Origin of the sequence: Marinobacter nauticus (assembly GCF_003634635.1) — a bacterium.
Taxonomy (GTDB): domain Bacteria; phylum Pseudomonadota; class Gammaproteobacteria; order Pseudomonadales; family Oleiphilaceae; genus Marinobacter; species Marinobacter nauticus.
Genome location: NZ_RBJB01000004.1, coordinates 444,635 through 467,523 on the forward strand (window position 1 = coordinate 444,635; position 22,889 = coordinate 467,523).

The window sequence follows — 22,889 nt, forward strand, 5'->3', positions numbered from 1 at the left end:
CCCCGGTGCTGGCGACAGTACCGGGGTTTTGTTTTTGGGGAGCGTGTTATTCGTAGTCGCTCTCGTCCTGCTCCATCACAGCCTTGAGGCGTTCTACGTGGGGCCTGACAGCACGTTTGTCGGCATCGCTCACTTGCTTCGCCGCACTGGATGCGCTTTTGACGGTCACCATCATCTGTTCCATCATTTCGCGCATCTGGGCTTTGGCGGCTTCGGGCATGTCGGGATTGTTTTCCATCTCGGCAATGGCGCGCTCCATCTCCGCGATATCCGGTGCCATGTCGGGCTGGGCTTCCATTTCGATGGCAAACCAGGCGCTGACGATACGGTCGCCTTTGCGGGCCCAGGCTTCCGGGCTGGAGAATCCGAAGTCATCGACCAGGTCGTCCAGGTCATCGTACATTTCGTGCCCTTTCACTTCGTCCACCATCGAGGACATCATCCGGGCGAAATCCACTTCCCGCTCATCGTCGGCTGGATCTTCGATGGATTCGATGAAGTCCTGATGCTTGTCGATCAGGGGCTGCATGGCTTCCATGCTGGCGATGAAGGAAGTGACATCGTCCTCGGTGAGGTTTTCACTGTGGGCTAACGGTGCCAGGGCCAGGCTGAGTAGCAGCAGGCCGGCTTGCAGCACGTTGAGGCGCGGTTGGGTGTTACGGTGGTTCATGGTGCACTCCTTGCTGATGATTTCCTGTGGATGTCAGCAAAGAGTAATCCCAGGCTGGCCAGGTTTCCAGCGGTATCAGGAGCTCAGACCTTTCCGCCCAGCAATATGCGCACGGCAGTGCAGGCATCCTCAAGCTCTTCATCGCGGGGTTCGCGGCCGCCAATGATGTCGCTGTACAGGCAGGATTCGGCGATTCGTACCATGAAGTAGGACAAGCTCTGGATGTTCATGGGTGGGCTCAGATGGCCTGCGCGCACTTCGTCTTTGAGCAGGCGGGTGTTCACTTCCACGGTGCGGGCGTGCAGCGTGGAGTGGGAGGAAGTGAGCATTTTCAGGGCGTATTCCGGGTCCTGATGCAGGAACTTTCGCAGCGGGGCGAAGTGCAGGATGGTCATGTTGATGTGGCGGAACACGCCCACCACGTAGTCGACGCCATGGCCGGGGGTAACGGCGCGGGCTTCTTTGTACAGGGGCTCGTACAGGGACCACAGAATTTCACCAATCAGCAGGTCGCGGTTACCAACCCAGCGGAACAGGGTGGCGCGGCCGATGTGGAGGTCGTCGGCGAGGGCAGCCAGGCTGATTTTTTCCCCTTTTAGCCACATTCTTCTGGCGCGGCGGAAGGCGTCCAGGGGGGTGGTTTTGGCGGTTGGTGTGGTCACTTCGGTCCCTTTGGCTGGTTTGGGGACATTCTATCGATTGCTGGGGCTTGGGGCTATGGCTGGCAGTCCACGAGTCTGGTTTATAGCCCGCATGGTGAGGTGCATGAGCAGCCGGGGTGTCCCCTCCAAAAACCGCTACGAGCACATCCATGTGCGCTTCTCTCCGGCCATCCATGGCCTCCGAAATTTTTGGAGGGGACACCCCGGCTGCTCATACCAAACCTGGAGTTGTTATCAGAGCGCTTGTTGAATCACACCCACAGATCGCCAATGGGCGTATCGGGGCTGAAGTGGTGAAGTATCTGGGCCTGCAGTAGCTCTGCAGTGGCAATGGCGTCGATCAGGGCGTTGTGGGAAGCATAGTGGGGCAGGCCGTAGCGGAGCCGGCTGTCGGCGAGGCGGATGGAGATCGGCTTTTTGCCCATCAGTTGCTGCCAGCGGCTGGGGTTGCGGTTTGGGTGCAGGTGCGCTTCGATGGCCATGGTGTCGATGACCGGGAAGCGGAGTTGTTCGTTCAGGCGCCATTGCAGGGCGGTGTTCAGGAACGGGCGTTCGATGTTGCGGTAGTGCACCACGGGGATTCGGCCGTTGAGGTGTTCGAACAGCGGGTCGAGTACGTCTTCCAGGTCCGGGGCGTTTTCGATTTCGCTGTGGGTAATGCCGTGGATGGTCACAGAGGTTTTGTGCAGGGGCAGTCTGGGGCGAACCACCTGGTGCCAGCATTGGCCGAGCTGGATGCCTGTCAGGGTAAAGGGCACCAGGCCGATGCTGACGATGGAATGCTGGTCGGCTTCCAGGCCAGTGGTTTCGAAGTCCAGGGCCACTAAGGGGACATCCCGGACAGGCGTGTCCGGACTGGGGCAGCCGGCTTCGTAGAAGGCGCGGATTCTGGTGTCTTTCGCCTGTTCGGCGCCTTTGCGGTAGTTCTCTGGCCAATTCTGCTTGCTGTTGCCGCTTTTGATCACGCTAGACATTCCGGGTGGCTCCCCCGGCGTTATAGCGGAAGCGCAGGAATTTCTGGGCGTTGCTGACGATCTGGAAGGCGTCTTTCAGGTGGCTGCGTTCAAATGGCGACAGGTCCTCCGGGCGCACGTTGTTGTCCGGGTCGCGGCCCTCTTCGATGGCCAGTGCCTGATGGCGAATGCGGACGATGGAGATGAATTCCAGGGCATCCCGCAGGTTGCCGGCGTCGTCGTCCAGCATGAGTTTGGTTTTGGCGATGTCGCGCAGGCGTTCGAAGGAGTTCTGGGAGCGGGAACCGCAGGCCAGGGCGTGCACCCGGATGAGGTCGGAGACCGGTGCGGTGCCGCGGCGTTTGAGGTTGAAGGTTTTCTGGTGCTTGCCGTCTTCTTCCAGGACGAAGGTACGGAAGAAGCCCAGGGGCGGCGTACGGTTCAGGGCATTGCGGGCCAGGAAGGTAAGAAAGCGCTGGCTGTTGCTGGCCTTGTTCACGATTAGGGTTTTCAGCTGTTCGGCATAGTCAGTTTCGCCGTAGATGCCGTCCAGGTCGAAGAAGATGTTGCTGTTGAGCAGGGCTTCGGCTTTGGGGTTGTCGATCCAGTCGGTGAAGTAATCCTTCCACACGCTCAGCGGTTGTCGCCATTTCGGATTGGTGGCCATGATGTCACCGGTGCAGTAGGTGTAGCCGCATTCAGCCAGGCCGTCGGAGACAAATTTGGCCAGGGCCAGGAAGTATTCGTCGTGCTCTTCCGGAATGAAGCTGTCGTCCAGCACCATGGCGTTGTCCTGGTCGGTAACCACCAGCTGTTCATCCCGGGCCATGGAGCCGAGAGCCATAAAGCAATACGGGATGGGTGGCGGGCCGAGTTTTTCCTCGCCCAGCTCCAACAGGCGCTGACTGAAGCTTCGGCCGATGCCAGCCATGGCGCTGCCGATCATGTGGGAATTGGCGTCTTCATTCACCATGCGCACGAAGCTGTCGCGCACTTCGCGGCTGATTTTCTTCAGGCCTTTGACGTCGTTCTGGTGGTAGATGTTGCTCACCAGGTACAAGCTGCTTTGGCTCTCGTATTTGACGATGTCGGACAGCGCGATTACGCCACGCACTTCATGGTCTTCCATCACTGGCAGATGGTGCACGTTATTGTGCAGCATGGTAAGCATGGCTTCGAAGATGTAGCTGCGGGCGCTGATGGTAATCAGCCCTTCGGACATGATCTCGCTGATGGGGGTTTCTGATGGCAGTGCGTTGGTGACCGCCCGGGTGCGCAGATCCCGGTCGGTGATGATGCCCTTGAGCCGGGGCGAATCCCCACTTTCGTCCATCAGCAGCAGTGCCGACACGCCGTTGTCGGTCATGATCCGGGCGGCTTCCTGAAGGCGCACGGTGGTCGGGGCAGAGACTGGCTCGCGGGCAATTAGCCGGGTGACCTTGGCGGACATCAGTTCGTTGGATTTGTGCCGGCGCGAGACCGCCGAACGCAGACGGCTGTGGTCTTCAATCTCGACAAAATCCGCGAAGTTCTCGTCGTTTTCCCACAGATGCTGGAAGGTCTCGTAGGGGATTTTGTAGATCAGGCAGTCTTCGATGGCTTTGGCCGGAAAGCGCACTTTCTGATTGCGCAGCAGGCCAAACTGGCCAAAGATTTCGCCCTCACCGATGCGGTTGTATAGCTCGCCGGAGCGCCGGAAGATTTCCACCGCACCGCTGCGGATGTAGTGCAACCAGTAGTTCTGCTGGCCCAGCTCAAGGATCTGGGTGCCGGCCCGGTAATAGGCCACTTCGATGCCAGTGACGATGCGGTCGAGCAGTTCTTCGGGCATTTCGTCGAAGGGAGCGTGTTGGGCGATGTGGTTGCGGATGTCGAGCAGCTCGGCCTGCATGGGTTCTCCAGGGTTAATCGGTCTTGTTCTGAAGCCGGCGATTGCGGTGCCGCCGTTTCCGGAGTCTGGCCAAACTATAGCAGTTGTCTGTCCGGTTGGTGTACCTTGGCACCGGAATGGGGCGGGCTGGAGAAAGGTTTATGGTCAACAAGTTACTGGTAACCGGCGGGATTCGCTCCGGTAAGACCGGGCTGGCTGAGCAGAGGGCCAAAGCGACCGGTGACGACGTGGTTTATGTGGCGACCGCGACGGCAGGCGATGATGAAATGGCACTGCGTATCCAGCGTCACCAGGAGCTGCGGCCGGACCACTGGCAGCTTGCTGAAGAGCCGCTGCGCCTGGGTCAGGTATTATCAGAGTATGCCAGCGGCCCGGGAGAACCGCCGTTGCTGTTGGTGGACTGTATGAGCCTGTGGCTGAGCAATCTGCTGTTTGCCGACGGCGCCTTGTTCCAGCCCGAACGGGCGGCCTTTCTGGAGGCGGTTGAGGTCTATCCTGGCTCCCTGGTCATTGTGACCAACGAAGTGGGGCTCGGGACCATCGGCATGGGTCCGCTGACCCGTCGCTTTGCGGATGAGCTGGGCTGGCTCAATCAGGCCCTGGCCCAGCGTTGTGATGAGGTGGTGATGGCTGTGGCGGGTTTGCCACTTACCCTCAAGGCTGGTGGCTGATCAGGCTGCGAAACACACCGAATTCGGACTGGTCCACCTGTATCCGGCTGCGGCAGGCATAAGGCACGGCAAAGCCGGTGAATGATCTCTCCAGCGGAATGCCCAATACATTGGCCAGCACCATGCGGATCACGCCTCCGTGGCAGACCACCAAGACCCGTTTGCCGGCAAGTGTTTGCTGCCATCGATCAAAACCGTCAATAGTGCGCTGGTAGAAATCCGTCACAGCTTCACCGCCGGGGGGGAGGAAGTTGATGGGGTCCTGCCAGAAGTGGTTAAGATGATCCCCATAGCGCTCCTGGATCTGCTCAGCGGTCAACCCTTCCCACTCACCAAAGCCGATCTCCCGGAGATCTTCTTCGATATGCAGTGGAATTCTGTGTTCCTCGGCCAGTTGCTGGGCAAAACGCTGGCATCGTTGCATGGGTGAACTGACGATGGCATCCCACTGATCACCCTCGGCGATGGCAGCTATCATCTGTTGCCACCCGGTGTCGCTCAAGGGGTCGTCTTTACTGCCCCGGAACATCTGGCCGCCTTCCGGTTCGCCGTGGCGTATCAGGTCGATTACTGTGGTGGTCATAGGGCTATTCTTCCGCTTTGCCACTGACGCCAGCGTCGGTAAAACTGGCCATCCGGTTATGCAGCGCGCAGGCGGCGCGTAACAGGGGAACGGCAACGGCGGCGCCACTGCCTTCGCCCAGGCGCATGCCAAGATCCAGAAGCGGCGAGGCATCAAGTGCCTCCAGCACGGCGCTATGGCCGGGTTCGGCTGACCGATGCGCAAACAGAAGCCACTCGCGCGCAGCCGGTTGTTGATGCACGGCCACCAGTGCAGCGACTGAGACAATAAAACCGTCCACCAGAACCGGGATGCGGCGCGCGGCGCAGCCCAGGATGGCGCCGGTCAGTGCGGCTATTTCGAAGCCTCCCAGAGAGGCCAGTACCATCAGCGGGTCACGGTCGGGACCATGCCGTTGCAACGCGTTTTCTACCACCCTAGCCTTGCGGGCAACGCCCTCGGAGTTCAGTCCTGTGCCCGGGCCAACGAGGGTGGTGGGCTGCTGCCCCAGCAGGGCACAGGCCAGTGCTGCAGCACTGGTTGTGTTGCCTATGCCCATGTCGCCACCAATAAACAGGCGGCAGCCAACGTTTGCGGCACGCCTGGCGGCTTCGTCGCCACTGGATAGCGCGGATTCAACCTGGTGAGAGGACATGGCCGGTGATTCTGCCATGTTGGCCGTGGAAGGGGCGATAATCTGATCTATGACGCCCGGTAATTCCGGTACTTCGCCAACGGTACCCAGGTTGACCACTTCCAGACTGGCACCGAGTTCCTCGGCCATCACGCTGATGGCGGCGCCGCCGCTGGCAAAATTGGCGATCATCTGGGCGGTGACAGCCTGAGGAAAGGCGGAAACGCCTTCAACGCAAACGCCGTGATCGCCGGCAAACACCACCATTCGCACCGGATCAACGCTGGGTCTGTCGGTGCCGTGCAGGCCCGCCAGACTGATGGCGAGCTGTTCCAGCTGCCCGAGAGAGCCGGGTGGCTTTGTGAGCACCTGCTGGCGCTCGGCGGCAAGCGCTGTGTGCTGAACCGAGGGCCGTGGGGGAGACGTGAGCCAGCTGTCGGGCAGTGCCATGGCGATGGGTCCTTGTGGGCGGAAAACCGAGGATGGTCTAACCGGGAGGCAAGGCTGTCAAGTTTCGTGACCGGTCGGTTAGACTTGCCGGCAATTGATTCAGGGAGACCGGCTTTGGATACGGTTGTGGTTGCAGTGCTGGTGTGCGGTGCGGCGGTTTTGTTGGACTGGTTGATGGGGGAGCCCCGCCGGTGGCACCCGCTGGTGGGCTTCGGTCGGTGGGCATCCCTGTTGGAACACCGCCTGAATGATCAGCAGTCATTCCCGGCGCACAGCCTCTTGCTGGGGTTGCTGGCGACCCTGGTAGCGGTCATGCCAGCCGTCGTGCTGGCAATTTTGCTGCAATTCCTGCTGGAAGGCTGGCTGTGGCTGCTCACTCAGGTGGCCGGTGTCTGGCTTGCCATTTCATTACGGGGGCTGGCAGAGCATGGTCGGGCGGTGTCGAATGCGTTGGCGTGCGGGGATGGCGCCAGGGCCCGGCTGGCGGTTGGCCGAATTGTCAGTCGGGATGCAGCAGCGTTGAGTGACGAAGGCGTTGCCGCCGCGGCCTCGGAATCCATGCTGGAAAACGGTGCGGATGCGGTGTTTTCAAGCTTGTTCTGGTATCTGGTCGCTGGCTTGCCCGGACTGGTTTTGCACCGGCTGGTAAACACGCTGGATGCCATGTGGGGCTACCGGACGCCACGATATCTGTATTTCGGGCGCTGCGCCGCCAGGCTCGATGATGCTATGAACTGGGTGCCTGCCCGGCTAACTGCTTTGACCTATGCGTTGCTGGGCAATACCCGGCTGGCCGTGAAATGCTGGCGTGAACAGTCCAAGGCCTGGGACAGCCCGAACGCCGGCCCGGTGATGGCAGCAGGAGCGGGCGCGCTCGGTGTCACACTGGGCGGCCCGGCGCCGTATTCCGGTGGCGTGAAGCAGCGACCGCTGCTGGGCAGCGGGCAAGGCGCCACGGCGCAAACCGTGGAGGGCGCGATTTCCCTGGTTCAGCGTGGCGTGATGTTGTGGCTGTTGGTGTTGTTGGCCTTGGCCGCAAGTCTGAATGCGTTCTGGTCAGGAGGTATCGGGTGACAGCGTTCGATGGTGCTGATTTGCCGGAGCATGGAGGTCGCCTGAGGGCAGCGGCTCAGCACTGGGGCATTCCTCCGGAACAATGGCTGGATCTCTCCACCGGTATTAACCCTGTGCCCTGGCCGGTTCCGGCAATTCCGGCGGAGGTATGGCAACGGCTGCCGGAGCCGGAAGATGGGCTGGAAGAGATTATCCGTATCTGGGCCGGGGCGCCGGAGCGTGCCTGCTGCCTACCCGTAGCGGGTTCCCAGGCGGCGATCATGGCCCTGCCAGCGGTTCGTGCCCGTAAGCATGGTTTCGGTCGGGTGGCCGTGCCCATGCCCGGTTATCGTGAGCATGGTCATGCCTGGCGGCGAGCGGGTTTCGACGTGGTGGCGATTCCTGAACAGGCGACAATGCAAGCGGAGCTGGCATGGCTGGATTCTGTGGATGTAGTGGTCTGGATACAGCCGAATAATCCGACCGGGCAGCTGATGGATCCTGCCCGTTTACGGTTTTGGCACGAGCGGCTGCGCGAGCGTGATGGCTGGCTGGTGCTGGATCAGGCGTTTATTGAGGGCGAGCCGGGCTTCGGCCTGGACCCGTGGGCGGGCGCTCCGGGGCTGATTGTGTTGCGCTCGCTGGGCAAGTTTTTCGGGCTGGCCGGTCTCCGTGCCGGTGCGGTCCTGGCCGACCCTGGTCTGGCGCGCGAGATGTCGAACGAACTTGGTCCCTGGACGGTCAGCGGTCCGGCCCGGTACCTGATGGCCCGGGCACTGCAAGACTGGGCCTGGCAGGTGGAGGCTCGTGCCAGCCTGCAAACGGCCAGACTGCGTATGGACGGCCTGCTCAGACAATATGGGATGTCGTCCCCCGCCGGCACCCTGCTCTTCAGAACGGTTCAACATCCCCGCGCAGCGGGCATTGCTGACCAACTGGCTTGCCGCGGCATTCTGGTCAGGCGTTTTGACACACCCGCAGCCCTGCGTTTCGGTTTGCCACCGGATGAAACCGGTTGGCAACGGCTGGAGGGTGCGTTGTCTGAATTAACATATCTCATTGACCACCCCCACCCTGGTTGATAGTCTTGCCCGCGATTTCAGGTGCTGTATGCATTTTGTCCAGGCTGGCGATAGTCCGGAGGAGTGCCTGCAGTGAAACGGGAAGCCGGTGACATTCCGGCGCTGCCCCCGCAACGGTAATCAGGTGAAAGGCAATCCAGTACGCCACTGTGCCAATGGCATGGGAAGGTGGTTGCCCCGGAGCACAGGCTCCGCCTGTAAGCCCGGAGACCGGCCTGAAAGGCGGAACCTTGGGTTCCGGACACCAGACGTTGCGGAGGGCGACGGCGGTGGGTGAACCTGGCTCGCATTTACTGACACGCCCTCCACCCCCGTCTGAGCAGTCTGTCTTCCTCCGCAGTTAATTGATCGACCGTACGGGTGCGTGCGGTGAACCGTGAGTGAAGCTATGAGTACTGCCAAAGCCCTTCCCGTCCTGATGTTGTTGCCACTGGCGTTGCCTGCTGTTGCCGCCGATGAAGCGTCGGATGAACGCAAGCTGGAACCGATTGTCGTTACCGCCACCCTTGGGCCTCTGACTGCGGGTGAAAGCCTGTCATCAGTTACGGTCATCGACGAAGAAACTATCCGCGAGCAAAGCCCCTCAGAGTTCACCCAGCTGCTGCGAGGACAACCCGGCATCAACGTGACCGGCAACGGTTCCTTCGGAAAAACCACCAGTGTCTACACCCGCGGCACCGCCAACGACTCCACGCTGCTGCTGGTTGATGGTGTGCGCCTGCGTTCGGCCACATCCGGTGGTCCCTCCTGGCAGTACTTTCCCGTTGAACTGATTGAGCGGGTGGAAATTGTCCGTGGCGCCCGGAGCTCACTTTACGGTTCCGATGCTGTCGGTGGCGTTGTGCAGGCTTTTACACTGGACCCGGAAGACACGCCGGCAGGTTGGGTAGAAGCCGGTGCAGGCAATTTCAACACGCAGAAAGGCAGTGCCGGTGTTGCTGCCCGCGCTGGAAATACCCGTTTCAGCCTGAGTGGTTTGCATAAAGAAACCGACGGTACAGCAGTTATCACCGATGGTGACGACCGGGGCTTCCGCAACACCGCCGGTATCGGACGTGTCGTCCATGAGCTGGACTCCGGCGGAGAAGCCAGCCTGGTGATGGTGCAAAGCGAAGGCAACACCGAATACGAAGGCGGCGAAATTGATTTCATGATTCGCACCATCGGCTTCGGGCTGGAAACCCCGGTGAGTGACTACTGGCGGCATTCACTTCAGTTCTCTGAATCCCGGGACGAAACCGACAACGTTACGCCCACATTCAATAGCACCTTCAATACCCGCTCACGGGCAGCGCGTTGGGACAATACCTTTACCTGGAATGTCCATGAGCTGGTGGTAGGGGCAGAGTTAATGACTGACGAAGTCAGCGGTACCACCAATTACGCTGAGACCAGCCGCACCAACACCGCCCTGTACAGCCAGTTGCGCCTGAACTTCGGCCCAACCGACCTTCAACTGAGTGTGCGCGGTGACGACAACGAAGCCTACGGCAAAAATGAAACCGGTGGCATTGCCCTTGGCCATGCTCTGGATCGGTCCCACCGAGTACGGATCAGTTATGGTACGTCTTTCCGGGCGCCCACCTTCAACGATCTGTATTTTCCCGGAGCTAACCCGGACCTTGAGGCAGAAGAGTCCGGAACGGTGGAGTTGGGTGCCAGTGGCCACTATCAGACCTGGTTCTGGGATGCAGCGCTGTTCCAGCTTGATGTGGACAACCTGATTGCCTGGAGCCCGACCCCCAGTGGCTTGTGGACGCCAATGAACGTCAATGAGGCCCGAATCCGTGGTGTCGAGTTCAGCGCTGGTTTTGAGCGGGATGGTTGGCGCGGTGATGCGGCTCTGACGCTGCTGGACCCGGAAGACCGGGAAACCGGAAACCGACTCCAGCGCCGGAGTGGCAAAACCCTGCGTCTTGACCTGAGTAAGCGCGTTGGTACCTGGGACTTCGGTGGCACAGTGGTGGCCGAAGGCTATCGTTACGATGACCGTGCCAACGACGACAGACTGCCCGGTTTTGCTACTCTGGACTTGCGTGCGGGCTGGCGCTTTGCCCCTGACTGGTCAACCCGGCTGACGCTGGCTAACGTGCTGGACAAGGAATATAGCACCGCTCGTTATGATCGGCAGAATGACCTGGACTATATTGCAGCCGGCCGCACTGCCATGCTGACCGTGCGTTACGATATCCGATAAAAACCGTTAAACCGGGGGAGGCCTCTGTGGCAGATCTGAAGGCAATGGCTGTGATTCTGGGCGGGATGCTGCTGGCATTCCCCGCCTTGGCATCGCCGGTCTGTGCCACGGATGATCTGGGTAAAGAGATTTGCCTTGAGCAACCGGCACAACGGATTGCCGCGCTTTCCCCCGGGGCTACCGAGCTGGCCTGGGCTGCAGGCGCCGGCGATCAGGTGGTTGCGGTGGTCGCCTACAGTGACTATCCCCCGGCCGCCAAAGAAGTCACTTCGGTTGGCAGCCACACCCGCATGGATATGGAACGCTTGCTGCAACTGGAGCCGGATCTGGTGATTGGCTGGGTAACCGGTAACCCGACCGAGCAGTTGGCGACACTCAGAGAAATGGGTGTGCCTGTGTTCTCCATCGAGCCCCGCAGTTTTGAGGCAGTGTCTGACACCATTGAGCGTCTCTCTATCTTGGCCGGTACCGAAGCCGCGGGTTTTGCCGAGGCGGACCGATTTCGCAAAGGCATTACAGACCTGCGAGCCAGGTTTTCGGGTGCCGATGCAGTACCGGTGTTCTATCAGGTGTGGGATGAGCCTTTGATGACGGTCAACCGTGACCATCTGATTGGTGAAATGATTGAGTTGTGTGGCGGTGACAACGTGTTTGGCCACCTGGAGAGGTTGGTGCCCAGAATCAGTGCCGAAGGCGTTATTGCGGCCAATCCCGAAGCTATCCTGGCTGGCGGGATGGGGGAAGAAAACCGCCACTGGCTGACTCGCTGGCAGTCATTCCCGAGCCTGACCGCCACGGAGCGGGACAACCTGTTTTTTATCCCGCCATCTCTGGTACAGCGACCAACACCGAGAATGCTCGAAGGTACGCGCCTGTTTTGTGAAAAACTGGAGGTGGCCCGTGACCGGCGACCTTAATGGAGCCCTTGCGTGATCCGGCCGATCACTTTGCCACTGTTGGTGCTGGCTCTGGCCGGCGTGTTGGCCATGGTGATCTCGGTCGGTGTTGGAAGCGTGGCGATATCCCCTGCGGATGTGCTGTCGGTGTTTCTGGGTGAAGGCTCGAACCTCCAGCGCACGCTGATCCTTGAACTCCGGCTACCCAGAACCTTGTCGGCCTTTGCAACCGGCGGTTTGCTGGCCGTGGCCGGAGCCCTGATGCAGGTATTGCTTCGTAACCCGCTTGCCGATCCCTATGTTCTGGGCCTGTCCGGCGGCGCCGCTGTTGGTGCGTTACTGGCGATGCTGGCGGGGCTTGGCGGCGCGGTTATTTCCGGTTCTGCCTTTGCCGGTGCCCTGCTCGCGACCTTGATGGTGTTTGGGCTGGCCCATGGTACTGGCAGCTGGACGCCCTCCCGCCTGTTGCTGACCGGGGTGGTGGTGGCCGCTGGCTGGGGTGCGGTGATTACCCTGATGTTGGCGATCAGCCCGGCCCGGGAGTTGCCGGGCATGCTGTACTGGCTGATGGGCGATGTTTCATACGCCCGGATACCATGGCCCGGACTGGGATTGTTGACTGTTGTTTGTGTTCTGGTGGTGCCACTGGGTCGGAGCCTGAATGTGTTGGCTCGGGGACCGATGCAGGCGGCGGCATTGGGTATTTCGGTGCGCCCGCTGGAATGGCTGATTTACATTCTCGCCAGCTTGCTCACCGCCACGGCGGTCACCATGGCGGGCAGCATAGGCTTTGTCGGCCTTGTGGTTCCGCATATGCTCCGGTTGGTGTTGGGTAATGATCAGCGACTGATTCTGCCAGCCTGTGCCTTGGCCGGCGGTACCCTTCTGGTGCTGGCGGATACCCTGGCGCGGGTGGTGATCGCGCCGGAACAGCTACCGGTGGGTGTGATCACCGCGTTGCTGGGTGTACCTACCTTCCTGTACCTGTTGTACCGGAGTCGCTGATGAACGCGATGCAGAGCCGCCACATGCAGACCCTGAGTACCCGGAACCTGGTGATTGATATTCCCGGCCGCGCCGATGGCTACCCGCTGGATTTAACGATCGGCTCCGGTCAGATCTGGGGCGTGCTCGGGCCCAACGGTGCCGGCAAGACCACTTTGCTGCATACGCTCGCAGGCCTTCGGCCGCCTCGCGCTGGTGCTTTGTATCTTGATGATGTTTCGGTATCCGGAATAAAACGCCGTGTGTTCTCTCAACAGCTGGGGCTGGTGTTCCAGGACCGGCAGGACGGCTTCCCGGCAACGGTAATGGAAACCGCGCTGATCGGTCGCCATCCCTGGTTGTCTCCGTGGCAGATGGAAGGGGCAGACGATCTGGCTATGGCGCAAAGGGCTCTTGAAGCGTTGGATGTCCTGCACCTGAAAAACCGTCTGGTCACTACCCTGTCTGGCGGGGAACGCCAGCGTGTGGCGATTGCCACCCTGATGACCCAGTCGCCTCATACCTGGTTGCTGGATGAACCGACGAATCACCTGGATCTGCATCACCAGGTGGCCGTCATGAAACTGCTCACCGACCGTGCGGCAGCGGGTAATGCCATTTTTATGTGCCTGCACGACCTGAACCTGGCTGCCCGCTGGTGTGATCATATTCTGTTGATGTACCCCAACGGCGAAGCCTGCTGGGGCCCGGCAGAAAGGATGCTGGTGCCGAACGCTCTGGAACGTTTGTACAACCAGCAACTGGCAACGGTGGAAGTGGATGGCGCGCCTTTTTTCGTGCCAAAACGAGTCTAGCTCAGAAGTATCGCGAGGGTAGCGGGGCAGGGCTTTCCGGGACTGTCTGCAGCAGGGATGCTGCAGTCAAGCTTACAGGGATGTATTCACAGCGTGTCCCGGAAAGCCCTGCTCCGCTGCCCGTCTGCACCAGATTCAGACGACAGGGAATAGCAACACATGCCAGACAACAAAATCCCGGCTGCCATGATCACCGCCCCGGGTTCCGGCCAGGGCAAGTCCATGGTCACCGCCGCCCTGGCCCGACTGCACCGGAACGCCGGCCGTAACGTCCGGGTGTTCAAACACGGGCCGGATTACCTGGACCCCATGGTGCTGGAGGTAGCCTCCGGTAACCCGGTTTACCAGTTGCACCCCTGGATGACCGGCGAGGACGAGTGTCGGTGGCGGCTGGCCGAGGCCGCCCAGAGCGCCGACCTGATTCTGGTGGAGGGTTCCATGGGCTTGTTTGATGGCAGCCCCAGCAGTGGCGACCTGGCCAAGCTGGCGGGTATTCCGGCCCTGCCGGTGATTGATGCCAAGGGCATGGCTCAGACCTTCGGCGCGGTGGCTATGGGGCTCGCCCGCTTTGACACGGAATTGCCGGTTCATCAGGTGATTGCCAACAAGATTGGCAGTCCTTACCACGGCGAGCTGCTACGGGAGAGTCTGCCGGAAGGCATCAGCCTGCTGGGAGCGATACCCCGAAACGATGCCATGAACATTCCGGACCGGCACCTTGGTCTGGTCCAGGCGGATGAAATGGACGACCTCAGTGATCGGCTGGATAAGGCTGCCGAAGTCATGATGTCAGCGGGTCTGGATGTGCTGCCCAAGCCTGTGTCTTTTCATTATGAGGCACCTTCCCGGCCAGAACAGCTGCTGGCGGGGCTCAGGATCGCGGTTGCCAGGGATGCGGCCTTCAGTTTTATCTACCGCGCCAACCTGGATCTGCTCACCGCCATGGGCGCTGAGCTGGTGTATTTTTCGCCCCTGAAAGATTCGGAAGTGCCGATGGCAGATGCACTCTGGCTACCGGGCGGCTATCCAGAGTTGCATGCTGGGACCTTGGCTGAGAATCAGGCCATGCTCGCGTCGATTCGCGCCTTCCACCAGGCCGGTAAACCCATTCTGGCAGAGTGCGGTGGTCTGATGGCCTGTGCCGAAGAGCTGGCAGATAAAGACGGCAAAGTACATAGTCTGCTGGGCCTGGTGCCCGGGCGGGCGACCATGGCTAACCGACTGACCGCACTGGGTCTGCAAAGTCTGGAAACCCAGCTCGGCGGGTTGCGGGGCCACACCTATCACCATTCCAGTCTTGAGACCCCGTGGCAACCTGCCGCCAGGGCCAAGAAACAGGCCGGCTCTGAAGGTGAGGCCGTGTATCGCGACCAGAAACTGGTGGCCAGCTATTTTCACGGATACTTCCCGTCAGCGCCTGCTTTGATTAGCGCGATCTTTCGCGGTGAGGAAGTCCGGTTTTCCTGAGCAACTCGAACGCCTTAACCCAAGGAGAGTCATCATGCGTGAACGCGCCAAAGACCCCGAACGCCATGCCAGGCGCATGGCAGCAAAACAGAAGATCATGCAGGAACGCATTGCCAGAGCCCAGAAAGAACAGGGCGTGTTGCTGGTGCTCACGGGCCCCGGCAAGGGCAAAAGCAGTTCCGGCTTTGGCATGGTGGCCCGGGCTCTGGGCCACGGTATGAAAGTGGGCATCGTCCAGTTTATCAAAGGCGCATTCAGCACCGGTGAGGAAGCGTTTTTCCGGGAGCTGCCGAACGTCACCTACCACGTCATGGGACAGGGCTACACCTGGGATACCCAGAACCGGGAACAGGATGTGAAGAGCGCAACCGATGCCTGGGAAGTTGCAGCAAGCATGCTGAGCGATGACAGCTATGACCTGGTACTGCTGGATGAACTGAATATCGCCCTGAAGTACGACTACCTCGATCTCGATAGGGTGCTGGACGACCTGCAGGCCCGTCCGGAAATGCAGCATGTGGTGGTCACCGGTCGCGGGGCTCCGCAGGAACTGATTGATCTGGCTGATACGGTCACCGAGATGGGTGTGGTCAAACATGCCTTCAAGGATCAGGGCATCAAGGCCCAGAAGGGTGTGGAGCTGTAAATGCCCACCCTGATGGTGCAGGGCACCACCTCGGATGCTGGCAAAACCACGGTGGTGGCGGCGCTGTGTCGCTGGCTGGCCCGGCAGGGGGTCTCAGTCGCGCCATTCAAGCCCCAGAATATGGCCCTGAACAGTGCAGTCACCGTGGATGGCGGCGAGATTGGCCGTTCCACGGCGTTACAGGCGCTGGCCTGTGGCCTGGAGCCCCACAGCGACATGAACCCGGTGTTGTTGAAACCCCAGAGCGATTGCGGCGCCCAGGTGATCTTGCGGGGCAAGGTCCATGGCAATATGGATGCTCTGGATTACCACGTCTACAAAGCTGAGGCGATGAATTCGGTGATGGCGAGCTGGCGGGATCTGAGCGCTCGCTACGATGTGGTCATCGCCGAAGGCGCCGGCAGCCCCGCGGAAATCAACCTGCGGGCCAACGACATTGCCAACATGGGTTTTGCCGAAGCCGCCGATTGTCCGGTGTTGCTGGTAGGGGATATCGACAAGGGCGGTGTTTTCGCCCAGTTGGTGGGCACACTGGCGTTGCTTTCCGACAGTGAGCGGGACAGGACGGCGGGTTTTGTCATCAACCGGTTCCGGGGTGATATTGCGCTGTTGGAGCCCGGGCTGGACTGGCTGACGGAACACACGGGCAAGCCGGTGTTCGGCGTTTTGCCATACCTGCACGGGTTAGTGATCGACTCCGAAGACAGCGTCAGTGCCGCCGGCACCAGCGAGGCCGGCGCCCTGAAAGTGGTGGTGCCGGTATTGCCCCGGATCAGCAACCACAACGATTTTGATCCGTTGCGACTCCACCCGGGCGTTGACCTGGTGTTCGTGGGGCCGGATGAACTAATTCCGCCAGCCGATCTTGTTATCCTGCCCGGCAGCAAAAGCACCCGGCACGACCTGCAGTGGCTGAAGCAACAAGGCTGGCCGGAGGCCATCCAGAAACACCTGCGGTATGGCGGCAAGCTACTGGGTATCTGTGGCGGCTTCCAGATGCTGGGGCTTAAAGTGGAAGACCCGGAAGGGCTGGAAGGTGAAGTCGGCACTACGAAGGGCCTGGCCCTGTTCGAGATGGTTACCCGTATGGTGCCGGGCAAGCAGCTTCGAATGGTAAATGGCGGGCTGACCTCCCATATTGCCAGCACGGTGGTGACAGGCGCCCTGAAAGGCTATGAAATGCACAACGGTGTCACGGAAGGCGCGGCGCTGGTGCGCCCATTTGCAGAGCTGGAAGGCAGGCCGGATGGCGCCGTCAGTGCGGATGGCCAGGTGGCGGGTACCTATATCCACGGCGTCTTCGACGAGCCAGCCGCCTGCAAGGCCATTCTGGCCTGGGCAGGCCTTAAAACACAGGGCGAGCAGTCGGTGGATTACCAGCGTCACCGTCTGCAGCAGCTTGATCGCCTGGCCGATCAGGTGGATCAGTGCCTGGACAAAGAGCGGTTAAGGAGGCTGTTGCAGTTGTGAGTAACCCGAATGATCCTTTCAGCGATGCCCAGCGCGAAGGCTTGTACCGGGCCATCTTCGAGCGCCGGGATGTGCGCTCCCAGTTCCTGCCGGATGCCATTCCGGAGGAGGTTCTGGCGCGCATCCTGAGAGCTGCCCACCACGCCCCGTCGGTCGGCTTCATGCAGCCCTGGGATTTCATCGTGATCGACAGCCTGGCGGTGCGCGAGCAGGTGCTGGACAGTTTTAACAATGAAAACGCAAAGGCCTCGGAAAACTACACCGGCGAGCGCCAGCAAACCTATCGGAGCCTGAAACTGCAGGGCATTCTGGAAAGCCCCATCAACCTCTGCATCACCTGTGATCGATCCCGCGGCGGCCCCAATGTCCTGGGGCGTAATTCCATTATGGAAATGGATCTGTTCAGCACCTGCCTGGCGGTGCAGAATCTCTGGCTGGCGGCACGGGCCGAGAGCATTGGCGTGGGCTGGGTGAGCATCCTGGATCAGGATGTACTGTCGAATATCCTGCAGTTACCGGATCATGTATACCCACTGGCCTATCTCTGCCTGGGCTATGTCAGTGAATTCCTGGAGCAACCGGAATTACAGTCCAAAGGCTGGCGTTCCCGGCTGCCGCTGGAAGATCTGGTACATGGTAATACCTGGGGTGGCGCCCTTGATCAGGAGTCCCTGCTGGCCCGGTTAAAGCAGGTCTGACATCGGGATGGACGTCAGTTTCCTATTGGCGGCAGATCCCTCACCAGTGATTGCAGCTCGCGAGTGATCGCAATCAGCTCCTTCAGCAATTGGGGGTTCACGTCCATGTGGCCCTCGTATTCGGCCAGATTGCGGGCCGAATGACACTTGTCCAACACGCGCCATTTGGCATTGGGTAAGCCAATGGTGTGTTGCAGGCACTGGAAGACAATATAACGGCTTTCGGAACGATACCCGTGCCATCTCAGGGCGGCGAGCGATAATGCGTGGGCGGCGCCATAAGCCAGAGAGAACTGGCTGTCCTCAGACAATCCCTCAATGCAGGCGTCCCGGAGCTTGGTGTCGGCAGCCTTGAGCATGCCTTTGAACTCCCGGGCATCAGGTGGTTCTGCCTTGAGTCGTCGGATCCTGACCAGATTATCGAGTGCTTCCATGCAATGTGTCCTGTCTCAGTGGCTGAAGCGGAGGTCGAGGCGGGGTTGGTCCAGCACCCGGGTGACAAAACTCTGATTGTCTTTGATACGCTGCTCGAACTCGGCGGGAGAGTATAACGTGGGATTGATGGTTCGTTGTAATTGTTGTTCGGCGGGGGCCAGCAGTTCCATAACCTCGCTGTAACTGAGATCGTGGCCGATCAGCATGACATCGACATCGCTGCCCGCATGGGCATCCCCTTTTGCCACGGAACCGTAGATAAAGGCCTGTTCGAGAGTATCCGCCAGTGGCGCCAGGGCATTCCGGAGCACATCGGAAATACCAAAGGTTTTCTGGACGATGTGTTTCAGCTCATCGAAGATCGGGTTGTCCGGGTTGGCCTGGTAGTGGTTCTGGTTGCCTTGGCGGGTCATGACGACCAGACCGGAATCGGTCAGTTTGGCCAGCTCCCGGACAACGGTGCCGCGCCCTATATTTGCCAGCCGTACCAGTTCATTCAGGTACAGGCTCTGGTCTGGATGGCCGTAGATAAGCGATAGCAGGCGCTGTTGGGTTTTGGTAAACAGTGCGTCACCGATACTGGTTCCGGGCATGGTCAGGTTGCATCTCATGAGTCTCAATATGGGTACTTTAGTACCTGATTTGGGTATTTTCAATCCCATATTGGGCTCTTTAAGTCCCAATTTGGGGATCTCTGTGGAGGGTCTATGAAGTTTTCTGTGTTTTACCAGCAGGCCTTGGCCCGGAAGGGTGGCGATCAGGCCCTGAAATCCCTGTTGCCTCCGGTCACCGAAAAGCATCGTCTGGCGGAGATCGGCGACGACCGTTACCTGTCCGAGATCACCCGATGCATTTTCAAGGCTGGTTTCGTCTGGCGGGTAATTGAGAACAAATGGCCGGATTTTGAGGCGGCCTTCGAAGGATTTGTGCCCGCCTACTGGCAGCAGGTGCCGCCAGAAGTGTTGGAGCAGCTGGCTACAGACGAGCGTATTGTTCGCAACATGAAGAAGATCCGGACCGTGCCGGAAAATGCCCGGATGATCATGGATGTGGCGAAAGACCATGGCAGCTTTGGTCAGTTTCTGGCCCAGTGGCCGTCGACCGATCAGGTGGGGCTGCTGCTCTACCTGAAGCGTAACGGTGAGCGTCTGGGGGGGAACTCAGCCCAGTACTTCCTGCGTCGGGTGGGTTGGGATGGTTTTATCCTGTCCCACGATGTGGTTACCGCCCTCACCCGGGCCGGAATACTGGATGCCTCACCGGCCAGCAAGAAAGGCATGAGCCAGGCCCAGGAGGCGTTCAACCGTTGGCACGAAGAGACGGAAATGCCCATCAGCCACCTGTCCCGGATAGTGTCCTTCACGGTGGATAACTGACGATGCCCCCACGTTAGAGAAACAGCAACAGCGCCAGTTCACTGAACACGACAGCTGCGCCCAGGGTGTCGCCGGTGTAGCCGCCAAGCTGGCTACGAAGATAGCTGCCCCAGAACACAGCAACCAGCAGGACGGCCGTTATGGCTGCGGGAATCAGTAACGGCTGCCAGAGTGATAATCCGGCTGCCAGCAACAACACAAACCCCGCGGCCGCCAGCAAACGGCTGCGGGAGAAACCGTCTGCCACCGGCTTGGATTTACTCTTGTCGGGGTCAGTGACGTACGGCAGGCAGGCCATCAATATCAGTGGTGTCAGCCGGGAAACCGCAGGTGCCACCAGCAACGCAAGCCAGATCAATTCAGCCTCAGCCAGCAGAGCTACTTTCAGCAGCAAGGCCATCACCACTGCCACCGTGCCATAGGTTCCGATCCGGCTGTCTTTCATGATCTCCAGACGTTTTTCCACGGTATAGCCGCCGCCGAGAGCATCAACACTGTCGGCCAGGCCATCTTCGTGGAAGGCCCCGGTGATAAACAGGTGCAGAATAACCACCAGGATAATGGCCGCCAGCGGGCTGGCCACCAGTGAGAACAGAAAATAGGCGGCGCAATAGCCAAGGCCGAGCAGAAGGCCCACCAGGGGAAAATAGACGCTGCTCTGGTTCATCAGGCGCTGGGAGTAATCAATCCGGACGAGCATGGGGATACGAGTCAGGAATCCCAGTGCCAGCCAGAAAGCCTGCCATTCTTGTGCAATCCGCGAGCGAGGGAGCAAGGGCGCCTCCTTGAGAATTCAAAAGCGCCCATTGTACGTGAGACCAGCAAAGTTTGCGGCGTTCTCAGAGTCGCATCAGTCCAGCCACTCCCCGGGGTTGTCGGTGGTAAAGCGTGTCACCTTGTCCGGGGGTTCACAGCTGTCCGTCATGTCCTGGTCGCTCAGCAGCACGTAGGTATCCCGGTGAGCAGTGCCCAGCGGTCGGGCACCCTGCTTATTGAAACAGCCAAGCTCTCCGTCTTCAGCCACCATTAAATAGCTATCCGGTGTCTCCCGCATCCAGAGCCATGCGTTACGGCTTTCCTGTTCTGTGTCACTGAAATAACTGAAATGGGTAAAGTCCCGCTTTGAAAACAGAATGAACTGTTCCCGGAAATTGATCATGCCAATCTGCCCGCCGGCAGGCACGAACTGCTCGGCTGCGGCGAGCACATTTCTGGGTGTGCGCAATGGCTCGAGAATCCGATAACCCCAGGTTGTGAACACCAGCCAACTCACCATCAGGGCAATGAACCAGCGCCCGAGTGCCCGACAGCGCCAGAACGCCATGAGACTTGCGACCCAGATAAACCCAAGGGTGAACAACAGGGTGCCGGCTTCGTGCAGTCGAGCCGGATCCTGGGTGTAGTCAGCGACCTTTTCCACCAGACGAGGGTGGTCATTCCAGGCTAGGACGCCCAGGATGATCAAGGCTGCACCAAGCAGCAGATGCAGAACACTGGTGACCGCCCCGAACCAGCGTGCCGGGTTTTGTCCACTCAATGCCGGGGCCAGGCTCAGGGCCAGTGCCGGCAAAGCCGGGAGCACATACACCCCGCGTTTGCCCGGGCTCAGGCTGAAAAACGCCACCACCAACACGACCCACGCCAGCAGAACCACCACGTCCAGCCTGTGTTTGAGAATCTCACGAATGGGCCGCAGCAGTGCCAGGAATAGCAGCGGCAGCGGAAACCACAGCGAGGGAATCACGCTGGCGAGGTAGTAATACCAGGGCTGAATGTGCCCCCAGGAATCGGCATAGCGCTCGCCGGTCTGTTTGAACAGAATGTTGTCGCGATAGGCCAGGGCCTCGTCGGTGCCCAGGTGACTGACGGCCAGCACCATCGGTACCAGCCAGGCTGCCACAACGGCCAGCATGACCAGGGGCCCGAGGGCGCAGCGCCAGCGGAGTGTGCCCTGAAACCGAGAAGTGTCCTGCAGTTTCAGGGCCAGTATCGGAATGAACAGCAAGGCGGGCAGAAAGCCAACCCCTTTGGTAATAATGCCAAGCCCCATAAAGGCCCAGGCCACGAAATACCAACGCCAGGACGGCTGCACGAAAAAATGCCGGATCAGACCGTAACAGGCCACCATGATCCAGCAGGCCACCATGGCATCAATCTGGGCTCGCTGGGCCTGAATCAGGAACTGGGGTGCCACCATCAGCAGCAGTGCGGCAATGGCGCCGGTGCGTTGGTTCCACAAGCGTGTGCCCAGATCGAACACCAGGCCCAGGGTTAGCAGGCTGCACAGGGCGTTCGGTAGCAGAAACGCGATTTTCAGGTTGCCGGTCAGCCAGTAGAAAAAGGCGATGGCCCACATGAACACCGGTGGTTTGTCCGGGTAGAGTTCGCCGCCCCGCATCGGCAGCAGCCATTGCCCGGAGGTCACCATTTCCCGGGCCACTTCGGCGAATCGCGGTTCGTCGGCGGGCCACGGAGAGCGTAACCCGATGCCGGTCAGAATCATGAGTGCCGCGAAGGCCAGTACCACCAGTAACAATCGGTTGTACGGCAGATTGAATAAGGTGTCGGGTAAACGCCGAAGACGGAAGTCGAGTGTCATAATCGCAACTCAGGAGGGGTCAGATACGGAATCAGCAAGGGTCTGATTGCGCTGGTTGTGATACAGGTAAGCGCCAATGGCACTTGCCAGCGCGAACAGAACCGCGCTTACCACAAGTTGATCGAGACGGGCCTGGCCAATCCCTGCGCCGGCCATTGCAAAGATCACCATCTGGGGCAGGTAGCCAAGAACGCTGCCCAACAAAAATGGGACGAATCGTATCCCGGAACACCCGGCGAGGAGATTGGTGACAAGATTGCTGCCTACCGGCAACAGCCTGATCATGAGTATTTTGAGCAGGGTGCCTTCCGTGAACAGACTGTCGAAGCGCCGCATGCGAAGTTCAAAACGGTACATGAGTGGTGCCCGCAGTAGCCACCGGGCGGCATAAAAGCAGCCAGTCGCGCCAAGGGCGGTGGCAAGCGTCGAAATGACAGCACCTTCCACGCTGCCGGTGGCAAAACCAAGGATAAAGGCGAGTGCTTGCCGGGGGGCGCCAAATCCGGTGAACATTGCGCCGAGCAGGGTGATTGCGGCAACTCCCTGCCATCCATACCTTTGCAGGAAGTTGGCGACACTTACCTGGTCGGTGATGAGCCCGAGCCAGTGCCCGTTGATGGCGGAATAGCCGGCAACAATGAGGCTGATAAGGGCCAGCCAGCGAAAAACCGTGGTCAT

23 protein-coding genes and 1 riboswitch are annotated in these 22,889 nt (G+C 60.0%); of the genes, 12 read left to right on the forward strand and 11 right to left on the reverse strand.

Going from position 1 to position 22,889, the window contains the following annotated elements; all coding sequences use genetic code 11:
- Window positions 1–46: 46 nt before the first annotated feature.
- The 4 genes from C7436_RS13425 to C7436_RS13440 all read right to left on the reverse strand — a co-directional run bounded on the left by C7436_RS13425 (window position 47) and on the right by C7436_RS13440 (window position 4,176).
- Window positions 47–670 (reverse strand): hypothetical protein, encoded by a 624-nt coding sequence (locus C7436_RS13425; RefSeq protein ID WP_011783818.1) that lies wholly within the window; start codon window positions 668–670, stop codon window positions 47–49.
- Between the two features lie 83 nt (window positions 671–753).
- Window positions 754–1,332 (reverse strand): QsdR family transcriptional regulator, encoded by a 579-nt coding sequence (locus C7436_RS13430; protein ID WP_011783819.1) that lies wholly within the window; start codon window positions 1,330–1,332, stop codon window positions 754–756.
- A gap of 251 nt (window positions 1,333–1,583) precedes the next feature.
- Entirely contained in the window at window positions 1,584–2,306 is a 723-nt protein-coding gene (locus C7436_RS13435; protein ID WP_121208127.1) for a 3'-5' exonuclease, read from the reverse strand.
- The gene (locus C7436_RS13440) at window positions 2,299–4,176 is read right to left on the reverse strand and encodes a putative nucleotidyltransferase substrate binding domain-containing protein (RefSeq protein WP_011783821.1); all 1,878 of its coding nucleotides are present in this window, start codon (window positions 4,174–4,176) and stop codon (window positions 2,299–2,301) included. Before C7436_RS13440 ends, C7436_RS13435 begins: the two co-directional genes overlap by 8 nt.
- A 140-nt stretch (window positions 4,177–4,316) precedes the next feature.
- Here C7436_RS13440 and cobU point away from each other — a divergent pair, with 140 nt between their 5' ends.
- On the forward strand, window positions 4,317–4,847 hold the full coding sequence (cobU, locus tag C7436_RS13445; protein WP_121208128.1) for a bifunctional adenosylcobinamide kinase/adenosylcobinamide-phosphate guanylyltransferase: 531 nt from the start codon (window positions 4,317–4,319) through the stop codon (window positions 4,845–4,847).
- On the opposite strand, the gene C7436_RS13450 is transcribed toward cobU, so the two are convergent.
- The gene (locus C7436_RS13450; protein WP_113879575.1) at window positions 4,831–5,430 is read right to left on the reverse strand and encodes a histidine phosphatase family protein; all 600 of its coding nucleotides are present in this window, start codon (window positions 5,428–5,430) and stop codon (window positions 4,831–4,833) included. The genes cobU and C7436_RS13450 overlap by 17 nt on opposite strands.
- A gap of 4 nt (window positions 5,431–5,434) precedes the next feature.
- On the reverse strand, window positions 5,435–6,493 hold the full coding sequence (gene cobT / locus C7436_RS13455; protein WP_121208129.1) for a nicotinate-nucleotide--dimethylbenzimidazole phosphoribosyltransferase: 1,059 nt from the start codon (window positions 6,491–6,493) through the stop codon (window positions 5,435–5,437).
- Window positions 6,494–6,607: 114 nt separating this feature from the next.
- On the opposite strand from cobT, the gene cbiB reads away from it, so the two are divergent.
- From cbiB to bluB, 10 genes are all read left to right on the forward strand, one after another.
- Window positions 6,608–7,567 carry an adenosylcobinamide-phosphate synthase CbiB gene (gene cbiB, locus C7436_RS13460; RefSeq protein ID WP_121208130.1) on the forward strand — a complete coding sequence of 320 codons (960 nt, stop codon included), beginning with the start codon at window positions 6,608–6,610 and terminating at the stop codon, window positions 7,565–7,567.
- A complete protein-coding gene (gene cobD / locus C7436_RS13465; RefSeq protein WP_121208131.1) occupies window positions 7,564–8,628 on the forward strand; it encodes a threonine-phosphate decarboxylase CobD in 1,065 nt (354 codons plus the stop codon). Before cbiB ends, cobD begins: the two co-directional genes overlap by 4 nt.
- Before the next feature lie 34 nt (window positions 8,629–8,662).
- A riboswitch (cobalamin riboswitch) is annotated at window positions 8,663–8,859 on the forward strand.
- A gap of 157 nt (window positions 8,860–9,016) precedes the next feature.
- A complete protein-coding gene (locus tag C7436_RS13470; protein WP_121208132.1) occupies window positions 9,017–10,825 on the forward strand; it encodes a TonB-dependent receptor domain-containing protein in 1,809 nt (602 codons plus the stop codon).
- 26 nt (window positions 10,826–10,851) lie between these two features.
- Window positions 10,852–11,742 carry a cobalamin-binding protein gene (locus C7436_RS13475; RefSeq protein ID WP_121208133.1) on the forward strand — a complete coding sequence of 297 codons (891 nt, stop codon included), beginning with the start codon at window positions 10,852–10,854 and terminating at the stop codon, window positions 11,740–11,742.
- Window positions 11,743–11,811: 69 nt separating this feature from the next.
- Complete coding sequence (locus C7436_RS13480; RefSeq protein ID WP_050999037.1) at window positions 11,812–12,726, forward strand: FecCD family ABC transporter permease; 915 nt, start codon at window positions 11,812–11,814, stop codon at window positions 12,724–12,726.
- A complete protein-coding gene (locus C7436_RS13485; protein WP_211329874.1) occupies window positions 12,726–13,520 on the forward strand; it encodes an ABC transporter ATP-binding protein in 795 nt (264 codons plus the stop codon). Before C7436_RS13480 ends, C7436_RS13485 begins: the two co-directional genes overlap by 1 nt.
- A gap of 159 nt (window positions 13,521–13,679) precedes the next feature.
- The gene (locus C7436_RS13490) at window positions 13,680–14,987 is read left to right on the forward strand and encodes a cobyrinate a,c-diamide synthase (RefSeq protein WP_121208134.1); all 1,308 of its coding nucleotides are present in this window, start codon (window positions 13,680–13,682) and stop codon (window positions 14,985–14,987) included.
- 34 nt (window positions 14,988–15,021) lie between these two features.
- On the forward strand, window positions 15,022–15,633 hold the full coding sequence (gene cobO / locus C7436_RS13495) for a cob(I)yrinic acid a,c-diamide adenosyltransferase (protein WP_121208135.1): 612 nt from the start codon (window positions 15,022–15,024) through the stop codon (window positions 15,631–15,633).
- A complete protein-coding gene (locus tag C7436_RS13500; RefSeq protein WP_121208136.1) occupies window positions 15,634–17,103 on the forward strand; it encodes a cobyric acid synthase in 1,470 nt (489 codons plus the stop codon).
- Complete coding sequence (bluB, locus tag C7436_RS13505) at window positions 17,100–17,801, forward strand: 5,6-dimethylbenzimidazole synthase (RefSeq protein WP_121208137.1); 702 nt, start codon at window positions 17,100–17,102, stop codon at window positions 17,799–17,801. The genes C7436_RS13500 and bluB overlap by 4 nt, the downstream gene beginning before the upstream one ends.
- A 14-nt stretch (window positions 17,802–17,815) precedes the next feature.
- On the opposite strand, the gene C7436_RS13510 is transcribed toward bluB, so the two are convergent.
- Complete coding sequence (locus tag C7436_RS13510) at window positions 17,816–18,235, reverse strand: hypothetical protein (RefSeq protein ID WP_121208138.1); 420 nt, start codon at window positions 18,233–18,235, stop codon at window positions 17,816–17,818.
- A 15-nt stretch (window positions 18,236–18,250) separates the two neighbouring features.
- Window positions 18,251–18,829, reverse strand: a complete 579-nt coding sequence (locus C7436_RS13515; RefSeq protein ID WP_023007791.1) for a nucleotidyltransferase domain-containing protein — start codon at window positions 18,827–18,829, stop codon at window positions 18,251–18,253.
- Window positions 18,830–18,943: 114 nt separating this feature from the next.
- Between C7436_RS13515 and C7436_RS13520 the strand changes: the two genes are divergently transcribed.
- A complete protein-coding gene (locus C7436_RS13520) occupies window positions 18,944–19,612 on the forward strand; it encodes a DNA-3-methyladenine glycosylase I (RefSeq protein ID WP_121208139.1) in 669 nt (222 codons plus the stop codon).
- Window positions 19,613–19,625: 13 nt separating this feature from the next.
- Here the strand turns inward: C7436_RS13520 and cobS are convergent, their stop codons facing one another.
- From cobS to C7436_RS13535, 3 genes are all read right to left on the reverse strand, one after another.
- A complete protein-coding gene (gene cobS / locus C7436_RS13525; protein WP_121208140.1) occupies window positions 19,626–20,387 on the reverse strand; it encodes an adenosylcobinamide-GDP ribazoletransferase in 762 nt (253 codons plus the stop codon).
- A 75-nt stretch (window positions 20,388–20,462) separates the two neighbouring features.
- Window positions 20,463–22,211, reverse strand: a complete 1,749-nt coding sequence (locus C7436_RS13530) for an ArnT family glycosyltransferase (RefSeq protein WP_121208141.1) — start codon at window positions 22,209–22,211, stop codon at window positions 20,463–20,465.
- A 9-nt stretch (window positions 22,212–22,220) separates the two neighbouring features.
- Complete coding sequence (locus C7436_RS13535; RefSeq protein WP_121208326.1) at window positions 22,221–22,889, reverse strand: TVP38/TMEM64 family protein; 669 nt, start codon at window positions 22,887–22,889, stop codon at window positions 22,221–22,223.

Coding starts and splice junctions, on each gene's coding strand:
- cobT (WP_121208129.1), bottom strand. CDS start 6,493: ATGGCACTGCCCGACAGCTGGCTCACGTCTCCCCCACGGCCCTCGGTT.
- C7436_RS13515 (WP_023007791.1), bottom strand. CDS start 18,829: ATGCCCGGAACCAGTATCGGTGACGCACTGTTTACCAAAACCCAACAG.
- cobU (WP_121208128.1), top strand. CDS start 4,317: ATGGTCAACAAGTTACTGGTAACCGGCGGGATTCGCTCCGGTAAGACC.
- C7436_RS13435 (WP_121208127.1), bottom strand. CDS start 2,306: ATGTCTAGCGTGATCAAAAGCGGCAACAGCAAGCAGAATTGGCCAGAG.
- C7436_RS13485 (WP_211329874.1), top strand. CDS start 12,726: ATGAACGCGATGCAGAGCCGCCACATGCAGACCCTGAGTACCCGGAAC.
- C7436_RS13510 (WP_121208138.1), bottom strand. CDS start 18,235: ATGGAAGCACTCGATAATCTGGTCAGGATCCGACGACTCAAGGCAGAA.
- C7436_RS13440 (WP_011783821.1), bottom strand. CDS start 4,176: ATGCAGGCCGAGCTGCTCGACATCCGCAACCACATCGCCCAACACGCT.
- C7436_RS13470 (WP_121208132.1), top strand. CDS start 9,017: ATGAGTACTGCCAAAGCCCTTCCCGTCCTGATGTTGTTGCCACTGGCG.
- cobO (WP_121208135.1), top strand. CDS start 15,022: ATGCGTGAACGCGCCAAAGACCCCGAACGCCATGCCAGGCGCATGGCA.
- C7436_RS13490 (WP_121208134.1), top strand. CDS start 13,680: ATGCCAGACAACAAAATCCCGGCTGCCATGATCACCGCCCCGGGTTCC.
- C7436_RS13450 (WP_113879575.1), bottom strand. CDS start 5,430: ATGACCACCACAGTAATCGACCTGATACGCCACGGCGAACCGGAAGGC.
- C7436_RS13425 (WP_011783818.1), bottom strand. CDS start 670: ATGAACCACCGTAACACCCAACCGCGCCTCAACGTGCTGCAAGCCGGC.
- C7436_RS13530 (WP_121208141.1), bottom strand. CDS start 22,211: ATGACACTCGACTTCCGTCTTCGGCGTTTACCCGACACCTTATTCAAT.
- C7436_RS13500 (WP_121208136.1), top strand. CDS start 15,634: ATGCCCACCCTGATGGTGCAGGGCACCACCTCGGATGCTGGCAAAACC.
- C7436_RS13480 (WP_050999037.1), top strand. CDS start 11,812: ATGGTGATCTCGGTCGGTGTTGGAAGCGTGGCGATATCCCCTGCGGAT.
- C7436_RS13520 (WP_121208139.1), top strand. CDS start 18,944: ATGAAGTTTTCTGTGTTTTACCAGCAGGCCTTGGCCCGGAAGGGTGGC.
- C7436_RS13535 (WP_121208326.1), bottom strand. CDS start 22,889: ATGACCACGGTTTTTCGCTGGCTGGCCCTTATCAGCCTCATTGTTGCC.